Source organism: Christiangramia echinicola DSM 19838, assembly GCF_000423065.1.
Lineage (GTDB): Bacteria > Bacteroidota > Bacteroidia > Flavobacteriales > Flavobacteriaceae > Christiangramia > Christiangramia echinicola.
The window spans coordinates 1-19,306 of the sequence record NZ_AUHG01000010.1; the positions used below are offsets into that span (position 1 = coordinate 1).

General features: G+C 36.8%; 12 protein-coding genes. All 12 read right to left on the reverse strand.

The window, feature by feature from the left end:
- Nucleotides 1–6,482: malectin domain-containing carbohydrate-binding protein (locus tag G530_RS17205; RefSeq protein WP_051199624.1), on the reverse strand; the 6,482-nt coding region annotated here is incomplete at its 3' end.
- A 186-nt stretch (nucleotides 6,483–6,668) separates the two neighbouring features.
- A complete protein-coding gene (locus G530_RS16380) occupies nucleotides 6,669–7,292 on the reverse strand; it encodes an LbetaH domain-containing protein (protein WP_084519359.1) in 624 nt (207 codons plus the stop codon).
- A 40-nt stretch (nucleotides 7,293–7,332) separates the two neighbouring features.
- Entirely contained in the window at nucleotides 7,333–8,529 is a 1,197-nt protein-coding gene (locus tag G530_RS0100435) for a glycosyltransferase (RefSeq protein WP_026932643.1), read from the reverse strand.
- On the reverse strand, nucleotides 8,526–9,698 hold the full coding sequence (locus tag G530_RS0100440) for a glycosyltransferase (RefSeq protein WP_026932644.1): 1,173 nt from the start codon (nucleotides 9,696–9,698) through the stop codon (nucleotides 8,526–8,528). Before G530_RS0100440 ends, G530_RS0100435 begins: the two co-directional genes overlap by 4 nt.
- A 345-nt stretch (nucleotides 9,699–10,043) precedes the next feature.
- Nucleotides 10,044–11,324 carry a hypothetical protein gene (locus G530_RS0100445; RefSeq protein ID WP_035715650.1) on the reverse strand — a complete coding sequence of 427 codons (1,281 nt, stop codon included), beginning with the start codon at nucleotides 11,322–11,324 and terminating at the stop codon, nucleotides 10,044–10,046.
- Complete coding sequence (locus G530_RS0100450) at nucleotides 11,321–12,565, reverse strand: glycosyltransferase family 4 protein (RefSeq protein ID WP_026932646.1); 1,245 nt, start codon at nucleotides 12,563–12,565, stop codon at nucleotides 11,321–11,323. The genes G530_RS0100445 and G530_RS0100450 overlap by 4 nt, the downstream gene beginning before the upstream one ends.
- Nucleotides 12,566–12,638: 73 nt before the next feature.
- Nucleotides 12,639–13,736: a glycosyltransferase gene (locus G530_RS0100455; protein ID WP_026932647.1), complete on the reverse strand. Its 1,098-nt coding sequence runs from the start codon at nucleotides 13,734–13,736 to the stop codon at nucleotides 12,639–12,641.
- Nucleotides 13,736–14,647: a glycosyltransferase family 2 protein gene (locus G530_RS0100460; RefSeq protein WP_026932648.1), complete on the reverse strand. Its 912-nt coding sequence runs from the start codon at nucleotides 14,645–14,647 to the stop codon at nucleotides 13,736–13,738. The genes G530_RS0100455 and G530_RS0100460 overlap by 1 nt, the downstream gene beginning before the upstream one ends.
- Nucleotides 14,648–14,788: 141 nt before the next feature.
- Nucleotides 14,789–15,634 (reverse strand): glycosyltransferase family 2 protein, encoded by an 846-nt coding sequence (locus G530_RS0100465; protein WP_035715653.1) that lies wholly within the window; start codon nucleotides 15,632–15,634, stop codon nucleotides 14,789–14,791.
- 19 nt (nucleotides 15,635–15,653) lie between these two features.
- A complete protein-coding gene (locus G530_RS0100470) occupies nucleotides 15,654–16,748 on the reverse strand; it encodes an MATE family efflux transporter (RefSeq protein WP_051199626.1) in 1,095 nt (364 codons plus the stop codon).
- 238 nt (nucleotides 16,749–16,986) lie between these two features.
- Complete coding sequence (locus G530_RS16385) at nucleotides 16,987–18,108, reverse strand: GDP-L-fucose synthase family protein (RefSeq protein WP_084519360.1); 1,122 nt, start codon at nucleotides 18,106–18,108, stop codon at nucleotides 16,987–16,989.
- A gap of 14 nt (nucleotides 18,109–18,122) precedes the next feature.
- On the reverse strand, nucleotides 18,123–19,235 hold the full coding sequence (gene gmd / locus G530_RS0100480; RefSeq protein ID WP_026932651.1) for a GDP-mannose 4,6-dehydratase: 1,113 nt from the start codon (nucleotides 19,233–19,235) through the stop codon (nucleotides 18,123–18,125).
- Nucleotides 19,236–19,306: the final 71 nt, after the last annotated feature.

The following is a 19,306-nucleotide window of genomic DNA, read 5'->3' on the forward strand; positions in this document are numbered from 1 at the left end:
GCAGGAGCCGTAAAGGTGTCGTTATTTCCTGGCGTGGTGATCGCTACTGTTGGAAGTGCATTATCAACACTGATACTAATGATCGAAGAGGTAGTGCTCGCACCATCATTATCGGTGGCTACGGCTGTCAGTTCATAGACGCCTGAAGAAACACCTTCCCAAACTATTCCCCAACCATTACTTCCGTCATTATCTGTTCCTATTAAAACTGTCCCATTAAAAAATTCAACCGAGATAACTGAACCATTTGGATCCGACGCTTCAGCAATAATTTGAATATCGGCAGGAGCAGAAAATACCTGGTTATTAGAAGGAGTCGTAATATTTACAATAGGACTAGTAGTATTCGATTCCAATTGAATTTCCAATATGTCATCCAGCCCATAATTAATAATTAGGCTTGCAGTTTCTCCTGGTAAAGAGCCCACATGCTCAATCGTAATACTGTGCGAACTATTTGGCTTAAGTAAGGAACTAATTAAATTTCCTATATTAACCTGGAAATTATCTGAATCCGGTCCGGTAATACTCATGGAAGAAACAATTATTCCTACATTACCATTTAACACCTCCAAATCTATATCCCCTGTAGAACCTGCTTGTATTAAAACCGCGTTTGGAGCACTAAAACTACTGGCTACACTTGGTTCACCTACCGGATTATCTTCACCATAAAATTCCATGTTTTGTTGACTTCCACCACCCTGATTAGGTGATCCAGATAGCACATAAATTCCCTCTCCTGAAACAATTCCCTGAGTTCCATGTCTTTCAAAATTCATATCTGCCAGTCTATTCCATATACCGGTTGCCGGATCATATTGTTCGGTAATTTTTAATGCGTCTGAGGTTAGATCGCCATATACTAATTCATTTTCTACTTCACCCCCAATTACTACAAGTTTTCCATTGAAATTAACGGTAGCTGCTGCAGCTCTAGGTGTTGGTAAATTTTGATCTGATGATAGTGTACTCCATGTATTGGTGGTAAAATCATAAACATCTACTTCGGGAATTACAGGTTTAAAAGTACCTCCCGTTCCTCCTGAAAGTCTACCTCCAGCCAAATATAATTTATCATCTATGACCGCTGAATGGAAATGATCTCGCGCTCTGGGCGCATCTGCAAGACTCGTCCAGATCCCCGTCGCCGGGTCAAACTCATCAAACCAGGATACAAATCCACCATTATGTCCAATGGTATTACCCCCCGAAATGTAAAATTTATCATTATAAATTGTTAGTCCCGCAGAACCCCTTTGTCTATCAGCGGGAATTTCAATAACCTGGATCCATTCTTCAGTGGCTGGATCAAATGCCCAGATATATTCTGCAGGTAATTCATTTGGGAAACTATTGGTTTGAAAAGCTCCAATTACCCATATTAAACCTTGATATTCGGTTGCCTGATAGTGATTAAATTCTTTTGGAGCTGAATCGGATAAAGAAACCCACGTGTTTGAACTGTAATCGTAAACATCTAATGTATTGGCATTTTCACGTCCTCCAATCAAGTAAAATTTATCTCCAGCCTGCACGAATGAACATTCGTGTCTCGGAGTATAGTTTTTATCTTCATCTTTAATACTCCAAAGAGACGGTGGATCTTCTGATACGGTCCAATTAAAAATTATAGATTCAGTGTCATTTGGATCAGCATCAAAATCGTCGACAGTCACCGTAACAGAATACGGAATGGAAACATTTGCCGAGTTGGAAATTGTACCTTCCATTATTCCTGTTAATGGATCTATACTAATTCCTGGAGGTGCTCCAACCATACTAAAATCTAATGGCCCGTCTCCACCGCTTGCACGAACGAATATGCTACCATCCATAACTTCACCAATATATCCTGCCTGATTCACAAGAGCTTCCAGTACTATAGGCTGGTCTACTGAACTGTATTTCATTATTTCGATGCCATTAATCAAGGGATTCTCCACCCCATGAATAAAGCTTATATCAATATATCCATCTGTAACATTAATAACCTGACTAATCATTGTACCCGTTTGATGACCATAGGTATCAGAAAGATCTACATTATTTAGTTCTGGGTAAATGACATCATTTATAGAAACATCAAATATCCTGGTCCCGGTAGCAGCGGTACCATCGTAACCATTACCCATATACAATCTCACTTCGTAATTTCCCTGGACCGAAATCGGGAATGAGTAAGTGAGATGTGGTGAACTCGAGACACCGTCATAGCGTTCAGTTTGAAATATGCTAACAGGAACTGACCCCTGATCTACTTCATCTGAATAACTATTAATATTTCCTGAATAGATCGCTCCATTGCCAGCCTCCATCAAGAATTCTGAAGGTGATGAAGCACTATCCTCAGCCCAATCAATCTCTTCATCGATAGACGTAACAGCCGGTCCTCCTGTGTTCACTCTAAATAAGACCAGGGGATCGCTCAAAAACACTGTAAATGTATCTTCAACAAAATTACTATCCTCATCTGTAGCCCTTATGGTGATCGTTGACTCTGCAGGATCAGAAGGATAGATCAGACTAAGAATATTCCCTGTTATTTCCGTATTTATTGAAGTATCGGTATTACTTTCAATTGTATAAGTGAGGTTTTCTACGCCCTGATCATCAAGAAAGTATTCATCAAGATCTAAATCATCTCCAACATCTCCTACTATTCTCTCCAAATCTGGAATTTCAGTTGCCAGAACCGGTGTGTTTCCAACAATTGTCCAGGTAAAAATGGTAGACGCTATGTCATTGACATTTTCGTCATTATCATCAACATTTATTGTTACCGTATATGGATTACTAATATCTGCACTGGCATTAATTGTTCCACCAATCTGGCCATTAGTAGGTTCTATAGTCACTCCTGGTGGAGCTCCCTCCATACTATAACTTAAATTTCCGTCACCGCCTGATGCCAATACAACAAGACTACCATCCAATTCTTCATTTAAACTATTTACTTGATCAGGGATCGAGGAAACCTGAATTGGAGTATCAACAGGGCCATCATAGTTCAATATTTCAATAGCATTAATCAATGGATTCTGGATTCCATGAATAAAAGAAATATCGATCGAGCTATCGTTCACATTTACTACCTGACTTATCATAGTTCCTGTTTGATGCCCATAAGTATCAGAAAGATCTACATCGTCCAGTTCACTATAGATAATATTTTCAATTGCCACATCAAATACCCTTGTGCCTGTCCCGGCGGTTCCATCATAGCCATTACCCATATATAATCTTACTTCATAATAACCTGTTTCTGAAACCGGGAATGAATAGTTTAGATTCGGAATGCCAGATTCACCATCATAACGTTCTGTATCGAATACACTTACCGGTGTAGTTGATTGATCTACATCACTTGTATAATTTACTATAGTTCCGGAATAAATTGAACCTGTGCCAGGCTCTGTCAAATATACTGAAGGAACCTCTGCATTATCCTGAGCCCAATCTAGATCTCCGTCTATAGAAGCAATACCTGGACCTCCAGCGTTTATTCGATAAAGTACTAAAGGAAGCTCGGTTAAAAATACCGTGAAGGTATCTTCAACAAAATTGTTATCATTATCTGTTGCCCTTATGGTAATAGTTGCCTCTGCTTCTGAAGAAGGGTAAGTCAAATTGAGAATGTTACCTGCAATAGTGGCATCAATACTAGGATCACTATTGCTTTGTACTGTATAAGTAAGATTTTCGAGGCCCTCATCATCCAGAAAGTAATCTTCAAGATTGATGCTATCTGAGCTATCCCCTACATTTCTATCTAGATCAGGTATTTCTGATACTAAAACCGGTGTGCTGAATGTCACATTTAGAAAATCCCATGTTCCTTCAACTTCTACCCCACTAGCATTTGAAGTTCCTATAAAGCCTACTGCAAGGTCTGACCCGGCTTGTTGAATAACATCCAGAATTGAACCACTGGCCATAATAGTTCCCAAGCTTATTCTACTACCATTATCCAGGCTATATTCGAGCTGGACTTCACCTGATACGGGATCTATTATAAAATAGAAATTAGCAACCGAAGCAGGCCTTTCTGAAATTGGGATAGTTAATTGCGTCCCGGGCACATCCTCTATCTCCTGTTCTCCAATAAAGCCGTTCGGGGTGAGGACGAATTTAATATAATTACTTTGGGTTCCATCCCCAATAAAAAATCCTAACTCACCGGAAGGCGCACTCGTATTTCCATATAGCTGAAGGGGTGCATCAAAATTAAGTATCGCACCGGATACAGTAAAAACACCGGTATTCACATCTGTTTGTATACCATACTGAAATGCTTTCTCCTGAGAATTAGATGTGCCATAAGCAGTTCCAGAAGTCATTTGCATGGTCATCGCTCCAATTGCACCTCCGAGTATATCATTGGGATTGGGATCATTTGGATCGTCTCTCCTGTCGATCCAATTCAACCAGTTGGGATTGGGATCACCGTTATTCATCATTCCGGTCATACCTAATCCTAAGTAACCCTTTAATTCTCCATTACTTGAGAAAAGTTCATTAATAACAGGAATTGTAAAGGCATCTGAACCCGAATTAGAAATATCTCCCAATTGAAAAGAATCATTTTCATCCAGTATACCATCAGAATCATCATCTGGATCATTCAAATCTGAAACAAAGGCACCTCCAACTGCCTTATCAAAATCCCGTGGCTGCGAACCACCATTACAGGGGAGTGTACCATTATCAACCTCATCCTGATTGGAATATCCATCAAAATCGTTATCTGCTAAGGGATCATATCCTGGTTCTCCCGGTTCGATACAAGTACCGAAATCCTGAGGTTCCATAACTATTAGATCACCTTCTAAAGTAACTACCCAAATAGTACCAGGAAATATTTCTGAATCTCCATTACAACTAACTCCTAGCGCATTGCCTCCAAGACCAGATATGAATTCTGAAGTAAAGTTCTGCAAGCTTCCATCCTCATTAAGCTCTACCCTTCTAATTACCCCATAATTTACACCTGCTAAAAGATCACCCTGCATGGCTCCATCAAAATTGGAGGCTGTATATTCATCGATTGCATTTGTATTTGTACCCCAGGTAACAATAATATCATCATTAGAACCATCGGGATTATTAATCCCTGGTCCGCGCCAATCTCCTTCGACAGGATTTGCTTCAGAAACAGGTACAGGTGGCCAGTTTGCCGGGAGACCAATATCAGGATCCTGGGTATAACCTGGCTCATTCTTAGTAGGATGATAAATTAAATTTCTCCATAACGCACCAGTTCTATCTCCACCGGATGGATTCGTATAAAGACCAGCACCAATAGGATTAGCCCTTACAGGTGTTGGATGACCTCCATAAAAACTTCCGAAGTTATAATTATTAATATTATTAGTCACCATATTAAGGTGATCTACGTTGTTCACTTGTTCACCATCTATAGAGCTTGTGCTACCCGGTTCATTTGGGTCATAATCATTAGTCGCATTTCCACCGCCCTCATTTACGGGAAAACCTCCCCAACCTCCATTGGCACCATTATCTGTAACGTAAACAGCTCCTTTTTCTGTTACTACCAGGTCAAAGGTATTTCTGTATCCCGGTGAGAATATCTGAACAGGACCACCAGGAACGATCATCGCCTGATTTAAACCATCGTTACCTCCAAAAGGGTCATTAATATCTATGCCATCATATCCAACCTCATCGGGATCTTCAATACCATTGATGTTTGATCTTGTTGGGTCGTCTAGAGTAGGTATATCATAAATATATTTTCGACCGTTATCGTCAAGAATCGGCATTGAACTTATTTCGTTCAGGTTGATCGATAGAACTGCAGCAGATAGTGCATACTCCGATGTATAAGCAAAATTATGAGAAGGAGCTCCTGCATTGGTATGACCTCCCTGGGCCACGATTAAATAATCAACTCCATTAACGGTCGTAAACTCAAGTCCATTGGTTGCATGGTTTTCTTCAGATCTTGGTAGTCCTCTTACTATATCTACCACATCCCAGGAAGTACCATTCCACGTGAACCTTGTTATAATTCCAGAGTTTGTATCAAGATTTGTATCATTTCCTGTTCCACCTATCCTAAAGTCACTGGAACTCACATAAAACACAGGGTTAGATGGTGTTCCTGTAACGGCTAAGCCTATGGTCTCTCTTAAATTATTAGAATATAAGGTTCCATCATCATTATGATCCTGTATATTCTGAATATCATTGATTACCTCCAGGTCTACTGCTTTATAATCTCCGGGTCCATCCCTTTCGATAGTATAAATTTTAATTCCTCCTGTATACTCAGTAACATATAACCTACTATCCGGACCATACGCCAGGGAGGTACCATTTCCTAGAGTACCAAAACCATTAAAATCGATAGCATTCTGAGAAAAGCTCTGACTTATCGCCTTTTCACAAAAAATAACGCTAGCAACCAAAACCCAAAGAACAATGGAATACTTCCATTTCGAATTGTAAAAATTGAACATAGACTTAGATTTAAAAAAATAATAAATAGCTAGCCTGCAATCAGGTATTTGAACATAGATTGCCATCATTGACTAATGCTAACTCACATCTTGCCTCCAAAGATTTAGGCCTTTAAAAAAATTCAGGTAATTACGATTTAGTGTGCGATTTGGCAGAACACACTAAATGTACTGGATGATACAAAATTAACTTCCTGATTCCATTTCAGGCTTCCTGACTTTTAATGAGTTTGAGGAAGGGGCAGAATGCCCGTTAATTTTAAAGTTTCTTTTTTTGATAAATTTTGCCGGATTACCCCCTACAACAGACCAGTTGTCTACATTTTCAAAAACAGAGGATCTGGCACCTATAACCGCACCATTTTCTATTGTCACTCCAGGACCGATAAAAGCATCTGCAGCTATCCAAACGTGATCGCCAATGGTTATAGGTTTTTCTATAAGGGGAAAATGAGATAAATTATAATTATGAGTGGAAGCACATAAATATGTTTTTTGAGAAATTATACTATGTTCCCCAATCACGATTTCTCCCTGATTATAAATATCTACCCCTGGACCAATTGTAGAATAGCTACCTATTTTAAGGTTCCAGGGAGCCCAAATTTTCACACTGGCGTATACACTCACATCTTTAGAAATAGTAGCCCCAAAAATTTTTAATACCAACGTCCTCCATCCCTGAAAAAATTTGAGATTAAATGGTCGGAATAATATCCAGTAAAAAAAATACCAAAGGACACGGCCTACCTTATTTGAAAAGCTGAAAGGACTGGATGTTTGTGACAATTCGATATTATTATGGATCATTTTTTCAAAATTTTAATTTAATAACTACTGAACGGATGAATCAAACTGCCTGGTTTATTAACTGATTATCATTAGAAATACACGTCATCATTCTCAACGCAGCATTCTTTACTGAAAATTTCTCTTTGTAAAGTTCATAAGCATTTAAACCCATCTGTTCCTTTTCTCTTTCTGGCAGGGAATCCCAGCGTGCAATCAAATTGTACACCCCTTCCTGGGTATCTTGTAAAACTAAACCTGCTTTTGCGTTATTGATCTCTCGCCAAATGTTTATCTGGTTTGTAATAAGGACAGGCTTTTCACATGCCATCGCTTCTACTACAGCAATACCAAAATTCTCCTGATGGCTGGGTAAAATGAAAACATCAGAAAAATGAAATGCAGCCCACTTCGCTCTACCGTTTAACATTCCAGGAAAATGAATTGAAGAATCTCCAGCCAGATCAAACATCGCTTTCCCATATGGAGTTTCTAAGCCCGGGCCAGCAATCACCAGGTCAGGGATATTCTGCTTTTTCTTCTTTAATTCCACATAGGCTTTGATCAATAGATCAACTCCTTTTTTCGGATGAATTCTACTAAGAAATAACCAATAGGAATTAGCCCCTAACCTGGGACACTTCTTTAAAAATGTCCACATACTCCTTATATTTTTCTCAGGAGGCTCTGGAACCCCATACCCGGCATCAAATTGCTTCTTTGGCTTATATAATTTAAAAGTTTGCCTGGCTAGTTTAAGCTCTTCTTTACAAGTGAATAACAATCCATCAGCACCATTAATGACCTTATTCTCAATAAGGTTCCAAAAGATCCAGTTTCTAACTGCTTTCAACCTTCTGGATTTCGCACGTTGGAAGTAAGGATCCAACATCCCGTGTGGCATCACATAAAGTCTGGGTGCATTCCTATTTGCCTTCTTAAACTTTCTCCACGCCATGAATGTCCCATAACTATGATACAGCCATATCCCATGAATCATTATCACATCGAACCTATTCATATTATCTAAAAGCCAACCGTTTAATTTTTTGCAATAGGAATAGGGCCCACTTGCAGGACCAATTGCATGAATTATATATTTCTCCCCAGTTTTTAAAAAATCTTCATCTGGATCATCAAAGCAAACAACTTCATTAATTACTCCTATGTTTGTTTGGACAGGGATACTATTTCTAATTCCCCGGCATGGCCCTCCGCTTTTAGGATTCATTGATGGTATTACTCGTAAGATTTTCATATCTGACATATTTGGTGAACTTCCTTATAAATAGATTCTATATGTTCCAGAGACTCTTCAGCATCAAACCTTTTCACATAATCAAGGCCTTTCTGAATTTGATCATTTCTTTGTGCTAATGGCATTCTAATAATTTCCTCCAGAAGGATAGCAGCATTCTTTGCCCATGCTTTTACTTCATCGCTCTTTAAGGGCTTTTTGGGGATATAATAGCTAAAAGGTCCCCCAACTTCAGTCATAGGTGGTTCGTTTGTAGTAATTACCGGGCATCCACTTGCCATTGCTTCAGCTATAGGCCATCCAAATCCTTCTTCAAGAGAAGGAAAAAGGAACACTTCTGCACCCTGATAAAACAGTCTTAGATCTTCATCAGAAACATTGCATAGAAAATAAATCGAAGAGCAATATTTGCTTGATTTCTTTTTTGCCAAAAGTTCTTCGGTTGGTTTAGTCCCAATAAGTATAAGTGGCAACTTCGACCTTGATAATTCTCTCCATAAATCATAAATTTCAATCACTCCTCCTCTATTTTTATAGAATTGATTGCCGCCTACATGTAAAATATACCCTGCTTGAAGATCAAGTTGAAAATATCTGCTTAGATCTTGCTTTATACTTAGGTCATTACACGGATGGAAATTCTGATTCAGACCATTGTATACGACTTCTGACAATTTTGGTTCTGTATTTAAATTCTGATGCAGATCTTTTTTAGTTTTTTCTGAAATACTAATAAAACATCTGCCTTTACGATAGCCCTTCCTAATTAGTGTTTGATATAACCTTCCAGTAGCTTTAACCTTATTCTCGGGAATTTTTCCCATTGCAGACTTTTGTGCCATAAAATCATGGCAGTGTACAACTAAAGGCCTTCGTGAAACTAGGGGAATCCAAGGTCCTAAAGCATGGTCGGCAAAAACGAATAGAGTTCGAGAAGAACAACTGAAAAGTTTAAATTTCACCCAGACCGGGAAAAGTAAAAATTGATCTAAATATCCCAACCATTTATTAAACATACTGGGAGCTGGCAATTTTGAAAAGTAGCCTTTAGCGGTCCAGATATCCACCTTGTGTCCTCTATTTTTCATCCCATCATACAACATCCTCGCGTACCTGGGCATGCTTTGAGATTTTATAAATTCTGGATGTACGAAAATCACGATTTCCATTAAATGCAATTAATTATTATGCTATAATAAAGGGGCATTAAAGCCTGTCTTTTAGGAGTACTGGCTAAACTAAAACCTATTAAGAACAAGATTTTTTATCTGAAAAATAACCTTCGATTCAGTAGTACAAAATTTAAAATCTAAAGAGAATTTTAGGAAATACGCCAACCAAATACCTCAGAGAGCCCCCCTCTTACTGAGGCAATTGGATGACTGTTACAGTTCATAATGTCTTACGCAAATACATTGAGAAGTACTGCTGCTACAAACCATAACTATTTAAGTATGATGAATACATTACAAGTAACTGTTCTATATTTTAAACCGTGATTTTATTTTTAGATTTTAAGCCCGTCTAGCTGAGGAAATAATTAGTCCTCCGGTAAGCACGCTAAATCCCAATGTGGTAGGTTGAGCCCAGGCTCCCTGTAAAATAATGAACATTCCAAAACTCATTAACATCCAGGGTAAAATATTATCTTTTCTCACCATACTCCATGATTCAAGAATCAATTTAAAAACAACCCCTCCTCTAATCATTATCATTATTAGGCCTAGAATAAGGCCCATTTCTCCTATTATACGACCCCATTCCTCTTCTGCTATAAGAAAATCCCTTTTACCTGTCATTATCTTGGCTCCCGCATTGGTTCCAATTCCAAGACCACTTCCCCAAAATTCAAAAGATTCGTCCATAATTGCTTTGTACATTCCTCCCAAAAATCTATCAACAAAAACACCTTCAACGCCTCCTTCTGTTTCATTTGCATTTGTAAATCTTTCTTCAAAAGCAAGACTGGCAGTTTTGAAAAATTCAAAATTTTTCAAAATGAGTAATAAAACTGATGAGAGTACTCCTATTGTCAATATTTTTTTTAAAACACCTGGATTACTTTTGGAGATAGCCAGACAGAAAGCAAGGGATACGGCAATTTGGAATAATACTGTTCTACTTACACTTAACGGAATCGCTGCAATTAACGATATAGTTGAAATAATCAGAAGGTAATATGGCACATGTTTTTTCGCACTCATCCAAAAGAATAGAATAAAGGCTGTTGACAAGCCATAAAAAAATGCCAATCCATTTGTAAATGAAAAAGTGCCGGGAACTCTATAAAATTCCGCGGTAGCTCCAAATCCAGATCCTGATATATCTCCACCAACCCCTCTATTAACCCAGGCCGATTGAGGACTAAAGAACTGGATCCCAACTAAAATTGTCATTCCAATAATTAGCCAGAGTATAACTCTACCCAGCTTCACAGTATCTTCCCACTCCCAAATCTTACCTATTACAAAAATCAGTGGAAAATGAATGGCTGTAATTCTAAAACCATATAAAGCAACGAAAAGGTTTCCATGACCAATAATCAAAGCTAAGATTACAGACAGGATCGTAATAAACAATATTAAATTTACCGCGCCCTCCGGTTTCCAGTAGCCATGAGTGACTGATTTATAAATTATCCATAATGCTACAGGATCTCGAATTATTAATATTGGATCTGCCAGTTGTGGTAAGAACCATTTTCGAAGAGCTCCTTCAAAAATCAATAAAATGAAGTAGATCCAAACCCAGAGTTTTAGATTTTTCAGGATGTTATCATTCTGAACTCTTATCATTTCATATATGATTTAATTGCCCTGGCTACTCTCTCTCCATATGTATTTATTGGTAATGCTTTAGCGGTTAGCATTGCTGCTCTACCTATCTTTTCCAATGATTCTGTCTCCTCCAGAATTGAATTAATTTTTTGGACTATTGAGTTGGTGCATCCCGGTTTCACAAACCATCCATTAACACCATTTTCTATAAAATTAGCTCCACAAGTTCTTTTAGTTGTAATCACTGGTGTTCCCTGCGCCATTGATTCTGTGATAACTAGGCCATATCCTTCAAAGAGTGAAGGAAATAATAGAATATCATGATCCTTCATGATTTCAATGACTTTGTTATGAGGAAGTGAAGGGAACCAGGTATGTTTTTTAATTCCATTCTCCAAAAGCCCACAATTCTGAATTGACTTCCTTCCTACCATGGTTAATTCTACCTTCTCATCCAACTGATTCATAGCCTCTAAAATATTTGCTACTCCTTTTTGTTGAGATAACAAACCAACAAACAAGATCTTTAATCTTCGATTCTTTAAATTGAAGTATGATCTTTCCCAGGAAACTTCCGGAAATCCATATGGAACTATATGTATAGACCCTAAATTTTCTGGATATAACTCTAAAGTTCTTTTAGTAAAATCACTAGCGACAAAAATTAGATCTGCCAACGCCAGCTCCTCATCTTTACGAGTAAGTTTTTCTGAAGAATTCAGAAAGCAATTAAAACCCGGGGCCCAATCTGGCCTTTTTATTAATTCCTCACCTAGAAACTTCTTGTGAGCTCTCCAGTATCCAGTGGGTAATTCGTAGAAACACTTAATTCCATTAGCTTTTGCCTTTTTAAAGCTTTCAAGTGCACCATCTTCATATGCATAAATAGCATTCACCCCATTTAATTTCTTTGCTACATGCTTATCCAGATCTCTGTATACTTTATCTACAGAGAATATCCCTTTCTCATGTTTTATATACATTTTGAATCCTACCTTTTGAGAAATTAATCTCCCAAATTCCCTTAAAGGTCTAATTTTGGTAAAAGATTTCAATTTCGGGTTAAAACTTCTTCGACGAAATTCTTTTAGAAACCAGAAACCAGATAATTTAAATAGTCTACTATCCTTAAAAATAGCAATACAGGTATAAAAGCTGGACAAAACCCCAATCTTCAGGAAACCATCTGCCACAGCGCGCACATTTGCATTTCCTGTAGGATGAGAAAGGATGATTTTTGTTTTTACTTTATTTCCCATATGTTTAAAATATCATGCTGAAGCACATAAAATTGATTCTAATAATAAGTAAGCATGCAGGTGAAGCTAGGTATCAGTTAACTTGAAGGTCTGTTAAGAATTTACTGGCAACATTTTCAATATTTATTTTTTTATGATAAGAAATAGGGCTGCAAATTTCATCATACCTTAATTTTTGCTCTAGTCTTGGTACAGGCATCTGCATTTTCTCTATTTTCAGTCCCTTCGGAATCCATACCGCCCCAATGCAAATAATATTCATTTTATGTTCTATCATAGCCGCAACAGAACCACTCTTTTCAACTAGATAATACGGAGTACTGGTGATCCCAAGATCACAATTGGATAATTCAATTGACAATTCCTTTTCTTCTAACCACCCAAATAGCTTATATTCTATACAAGATTCTTCTAAAATTTCCAGCCAGCTATCTAGTTCATTTCCATTATTACCCAGAAAATGAAAACAAAAACTATCTAAATTCTGGGATCTCAGCCAGCATATAAATTCAATTAATTTAGCTTCAGGTTGAATACAGCCAAATACAGCTATCTTTATTCTTTTATCCGAAATAGGTTTTTTTCCATTTTCATAAAATCTAATATTCCCAAATAGTGGTAATTGGCACACCTCCCAACCTCTAACCTGTAGTTGTTTTCTGTATATGGTGGCATGAGTATGAATACTTCTTGGTTTCAGTGATTTTAAAAGATCCTGAATTATAAATTTTTGCATAAAACCATAAATTCGCAATTTTATAGAGCTATTATTTCCCATTCCTGCCCATAATTCGTGAAACATAATATGCCAGTTATGACCTCTACCTAACTTTTCAAGTTCCTTATTTAATAATAATGGAATTCCTTTTTTATTGAAAGAATATGGTACATACTGAAGACTAATCCAATCTGGTTCAAGGTCCTCTATCCAGTCACGCCCCATATTAATTTTTTCTTCAATACACAGATTCTTACCGAATCTCAAAACCTGATGGATCTTGTTTCCATGGTAAAATTTGTCAAACTGCCATCCTTCAATAAAATGATCGTTAAGAGCTATGGAATATGCCTTCACGCCTTCATGTAGAAGACAACCAGCAAGGCGATTTACATAATCTCCCACCCCATTTTTACCGGGTTCCAGAGAACCACATAGGAATACAATTTTCATTAACTTCTATAAGGAATTACCAACATCATTATTCGCTTAAACCCTCGTAGGCTAAAGAGATTGTAATATTTAGAGGTCATCCATTTAAGGGCTAAATTCTTATCTCCTCCTCGTATGACCTCGCTAATAGCAGGGTTCATTAATTGCCTGATCTTCTTTCTCACTTCAGGTGTTTCTCTCATAGAGGTGTCTATTTCCTGAAGCAGGACTTTAAGTGTAGCAGACATGAAATTTGTTGATCCAGAACCTGATACAGATTCTGTACACATTCGATATTTGGCAGTGTATCTATTTACATAGAAGAATTTGTTTCCCTCCCCAAGTCTATATCCAAAATAAAAATCTACCGCATCACCGGCTCTGCCATTGGCAAAATATCCCGTTTTCAGGGCTGCTTTAGTTCTAACCAGAAATGCATCGTTAGGAAACATCTGTACTACCGAAGCCCACTTTCCTTCAACGATCCCTTGTCGCTCAGGAGTTCTGTAATATTTCTTATTCAGTCTAAAACTATCTTTGATTTCCTTACCGTTTTCATGGATAAAAATCTGATCTCCATAACTTGCTACAACTTCCGGATTTTCTTCTAATGGTTTAATCAGGGTTTTAATACAATCTGGCATTAGAAGGTCATCGTCATGTAGTAACATACATAGATCACAAGCTGCCTTATTTAGTATAAATTCAACATTTCGACCTTGTTTTAATGAAGGTTCATGATGAAAGTATCTTATTGGAACTTCACTTTTCAAGATCAACTCTTTATTGATGTATGTCTTTGTTAGATTATTATTTGAATCATCCCCTATTATTATCTCATCAGGTAACCTGGTTTGATTTAAAACAGAATCAATTGCTTCCTTGAGCATTTCGAGTCTATTATATGTTGGAATAATTACGGAAACTGTCATATAATTAAATTTTAAAGCTGAAGCCTATAAATAATTTCACAGGCATTGTTATGATGAAACTTTGGGTTAATTCTGAAAAAAATTAGAAATAGGAGAAAGGTCTAATTGTTTGATATATTGGCGTACAGTTAAATTATAGATTTAATTTTTGGGATAAACTCTAAAGTTTCTATAGGCTCTTGAAACTTCAGAAAAACTATATCGTCCCATGAGGATATCATAACTGATTTGAGCAAGCGTCTGAATTTGATTCTTCCATGTTTTCTGATATTCGAACGAATAACAAAGCATAGAAAATAATCTTGCCTCTCTCAGCTTTCTGTAAGATATTTCAGAACCGGTTGTCTCGGTATCGTTATGCACAAAATAAGTGTCTGCCAAAAACTTTATACGAAAACCTTTACTTTTAAGTCTCGCACCATACTCTAAAAAAGTGCTTCCGAATTTATAAATTTCACAATTAAAAATTTTTTCTTTTATAACCTCTGCAGGATATATAGTACCTCCACAAGAAATCCCGAAATACTCATTCATATTAACCGGAACAATTGAAAACCCTCTGGGGTGGAGTTGACCAGGTATTGGAGGAGGCAAAGTCATATGCTTAGTCCTTGGATAATATTCTCCTAATGTCCATATAGTTCTGGGTTCCATCTCAATTGCATTTATGCAGTTCTTTAAATGATCCTCTGGAAAAAAATGATCATCATCCATAGTTCTAAAATGTGTGCCTGTACACTTTTTAGCTACAAAATTTCTATTCGCGTAGAGACCATTTTGAGGACCTGTAAAATAGTGACCTCCGAATTTCTCTGCTATTTTCTTATTTCTAAGAATTAGTTCTTCCTGATTTGAATCATCTGAAATCACAATTTCATAAGGCTGTACACTTTGCCTGGACAGACTATCTATAGTCTCAAAAAGACTATCTGGGCGATTCCTGGTCACTATAGCAACAGATAACTTAATTTCTGATTTCGAACTCATTTTAATCTATTTAATATTCTTATGCTACCTCAAGTCTTTTAATTTTCAACAGGCCGTACAATGCATTGATAAGTAATTGTGTTAAAGCAAGAAAAATATTAAACACAAGCACTCCTTTCAAGTCAGATAGATCTAGAAAAATTGCACCGAAGATTATAGCACCAACACTAAGAGATATTGATATTATGGGATTAATGATCCAATCGCGACTAAGGTTCAGTTCAAAGAATATTCCACTTAGTAAACTTAAACCTCCACCAATTAGCACTAATAATAATTCCATATGTAATCCAAAGTAATTCTCTCCTAACACCCAAAGTATTTGTTCCGAGAAAAAATATCCTATGCTAATAAAAAGTATCACAATCAATAAGAAGCTTGCAAAAATTTGAAAATAATATTTTAATAGTTTCTTCTTTATTTCCTCTAACCTGGCATATCTTGGGATTACAAGGGTCTGTGAAAGACTTGTTATTAAACTTAAAACCACTGCTATTCGAGCCAATGCTCCTAATTGAGCTAATGCAGTTGTATTCCCTAAAAAAGAAATTAACCATAACATTATTTGACCTGAAAAACAGTAATAAACCACGCCTGGAAACATTCTCTTAACTGTTCTGTAAAGCTGTTGCCTTATTTTTTTACTTTGCTTTTGTCTGGATAGATAGGGGGAAGCTATTTTTTTCAGTTTAAAATTACCATAGATTCGAGGTAATCCATTTGCTAAAAGAGCAATAAATGTAAAAGGAAATATAAAGATTAATGAAAATGTAAGTATCAGTCTTCCAATCCCAACTTCTACATCATTTCTTAAAATTGGCGGTATATCCTGCTGAATTTTTGGAACAATTATAAATATTGCGCTGGAAAGGTTTGCTAGGAATGCTGGTATCAAACTAATACCAATCATTATAGCCATTAACCAGGAAGCCCCGTGATGCCTGAGTAAGTATAATAATATTGGAACTGAAATTAATAGACTTACTAAAGCAAATTTCTTTCTAAGTTCGAGTCCCGTGGCAATTACTTTTCCCAGCTGCTTTTTATCATTCCAGGCCTTACCACTCTGGGCGTACACCCCTGCGGTAATACCTCCATCAGCCAAAAGGGTCATTGTACCTAATATTGTATTCGCCAGAGTATAAAACGCATATTCTTCAACCGCCAGGTGCCTAATGACTATGATTCCGCTTAAGAAACCAATTCCCTGAACTAAAATTTGAACAAAACTCGTTGCGCTAATTAGCTTACCCCATTTAAAAAGCTTTGAATAACTGGGGTATTCCTGGAGTTTTAATATATATGTTTTTAGGTTGATGATTAAAAGAGTGAATTAATAAGGCTTGTTCGGGCTAATTGCTAATATTGATTGACAATGCACAATTCATTTCTTCGCTCAACCTTTGAATACCTTCAGTTAACCCAACCTTTGGCGTCCAACCATATTTTTTTATTCTAGAATTATCTGTTGTTTTTTTTAGAGTCCCATCCATCTTAGAAGTGTTAAAATAGAGTTTACCGTTAAATCCAATAATATCTTTAACCATATAGGCAAGGTCTTTTATTGAAATCTCATCACAACTTCCGATATTTAAATGCGTATTGCGAATTTCCTCAGTACTATTATCGACTTTGAATTCTTTCACTAAATCCTCAAAATCTATATTCTCCATTAGAAAAATACAGGCATCTGCCATATCTTCACTATACAAAAATTGGCGTAAAGGTTTTCCACTTCCCCAAATTTCTACATTTACTTTTCCATTTATCAGCTTTATTCCATATTGCTCGAGTGCCGTTCTCATATTATCTAATGACATATTAATATTTAAGCCTGAGATGGGAAGAAATTTAAGATGTCTCCGCAAACTCTCCAGATCCTTTTCTTCCAGTAATTTTCCCAGGTACATTTTTCTCATTAAAGCTGGTAAAACATGTGATTTTTCGAGGTCAAAATTGTCTCCTGGACCATATAAATTCGTAGGCATTACGGCAAGGAAATTAGTCCCATATTGCAGGTTATAAGCCTCGCACATTTTAATTCCGGCAATTTTAGCAATCGCATATGGTTCGTTAGAATACTCCAAGCTTCCGGTTAAAAGATTTTCTTCTTTGATAGGTTGCGGGGAATGTTTTGGGTAGATACAGGTGCTTCCCAGAAACAATAACTTTTTAACACCATGCTTATAACTTTGATGAATTACATTGGACTGGATCATCAAATTTTCATAAATGAATTCTGCTCTGTAAGTATTATTGGCTGAAATTCCTCCAACCTTAGCTGCCGCCAAAAACACAATTTCTGGCTGTTCCTTTTTAAAGAATTCTCTTACGGCCTGAGCATTGGTTAAATCTAACTCATCATGAGTCTTCCCAATTAAATTATGATAACCTTTTAATTTCAAAATTTTCATTAAGGCTCTCCCAACAAGTCCATTATGTCCAGCTATGTATATTTTCGAATCTATTTTCATCATATAAATTTTGGCTATTCGTAATAATTGGGGGTTTTAAAACCCACTCCATTCAGATATTTTTCCCTGCGCATTAAATTTAGATCACTATGCATCATTTCTTTAATTAATCCACGTAGATCATAATCTGGTTTCCAGCCAAGCTTTTTATGCGCTTTGGATGAATCTCCAACTAATAGTTCAACTTCTGTAGGTCGAAAATAACGGGGATCTACTGCCAGTACTTCCTTTCCGATTTCCAACTGGTAATCTGGGTTCGAACAATAAGATACATAAGCTTTCTCATTTAATTCCCATCCTTTAAATTCTAATTCTATCCCCAGTTCTGCAAAAGCCATTTTAACAAATTCCCTAACCGTTGTAGTTTTTCCCGTGGATATTACCCAATCTTCTGGCTCCTCTGCCTGTAATATCATCCACATCACTCTAACATAGTCTTTCGCATGTCCCCAGTCCCTGCGCGCATCCATATTTCCTAAATAAATTTTATTTTGGAGACCAAGAACAATTCTGGATACTGCTCTAGTAATTTTTCTGGTAACAAAAGTTTCTCCTCTTATTGGGGACTCATGGTTAAATAAAATACCATTACACGCAAAAATATTATAAGCCTCGCGATAATTAACTGTAATCCAGTAGCCGTATATTTTAGCAACCGCATAGGGACTTCTAGGGTAAAAAGGAGTTTTTTCATTCTGCGGAACTTCCAGTACTTTACCATACAACTCTGATGTAGAAGCTTGATATACCTTTGTTTTCTTTTCTAACCCAAGTAACCTTACCGCGTCAAGTATGCGAAGCACCCCTAATCCATCAGTATTTCCTGTATATTCAGGTGTTTCAAAAGACACCTGTACATGGCTCATTGCCGCAAGATTATAAATTTCGTCTGGCTTTATTTCTTGAATTAACCTAATTACACAGGTGGTATCGGTCATATCTCCATAATGTAATATGAAGTTTCTATTTTCATCATGTGGATCCTGGTAAAGATGATCAATCCTTTCAGTATTAAACTGTGATGTTCGCCTTTTGATACCATGTACGATATATCCTTTATCCAAAAGGAATTCACTAAGGTAAGCACCGTCCTGACCGGTTACACCAGTAATTAAAGCAACTTTCATATATTAAAATTTTAAAAATAGAATAGCCGTCCCCTTTAATAGGAGAATATGTGTAAGCTGTAAGTTTTAGG

Bases quoted from the DNA above. Each gene is read 5' to 3' on its own strand.
- G530_RS0100445 (WP_035715650.1), bottom strand. From the start codon at position 11,324: ATGATAAGAGTTCAGAATGATAACATCCTGAAAAATCTAAAACTCTGG.
- G530_RS0100440 (WP_026932644.1), bottom strand. From the start codon at position 9,698: ATGGAAATCGTGATTTTCGTACATCCAGAATTTATAAAATCTCAAAGC.
- G530_RS0100455 (WP_026932647.1), bottom strand. From the start codon at position 13,736: ATGAAAATTGTATTCCTATGTGGTTCTCTGGAACCCGGTAAAAATGGG.
- G530_RS0100450 (WP_026932646.1), bottom strand. From the start codon at position 12,565: ATGGGAAATAAAGTAAAAACAAAAATCATCCTTTCTCATCCTACAGGA.
- G530_RS0100470 (WP_051199626.1), bottom strand. From the start codon at position 16,748: ATGACCCTTTTGGCTGATGGAGGTATTACCGCAGGGGTGTACGCCCAG.
- G530_RS0100435 (WP_026932643.1), bottom strand. From the start codon at position 8,529: ATGAAAATCTTACGAGTAATACCATCAATGAATCCTAAAAGCGGAGGG.
- G530_RS16380 (WP_084519359.1), bottom strand. From the start codon at position 7,292: ATGATCCATAATAATATCGAATTGTCACAAACATCCAGTCCTTTCAGC.
- G530_RS0100460 (WP_026932648.1), bottom strand. From the start codon at position 14,647: ATGACAGTTTCCGTAATTATTCCAACATATAATAGACTCGAAATGCTC.
- G530_RS0100465 (WP_035715653.1), bottom strand. From the start codon at position 15,634: ATGAGTTCGAAATCAGAAATTAAGTTATCTGTTGCTATAGTGACCAGG.
- gmd (WP_026932651.1), bottom strand. From the start codon at position 19,235: ATGAAAGTTGCTTTAATTACTGGTGTAACCGGTCAGGACGGTGCTTAC.
- G530_RS16385 (WP_084519360.1), bottom strand. From the start codon at position 18,108: ATGAAAATAGATTCGAAAATATACATAGCTGGACATAATGGACTTGTT.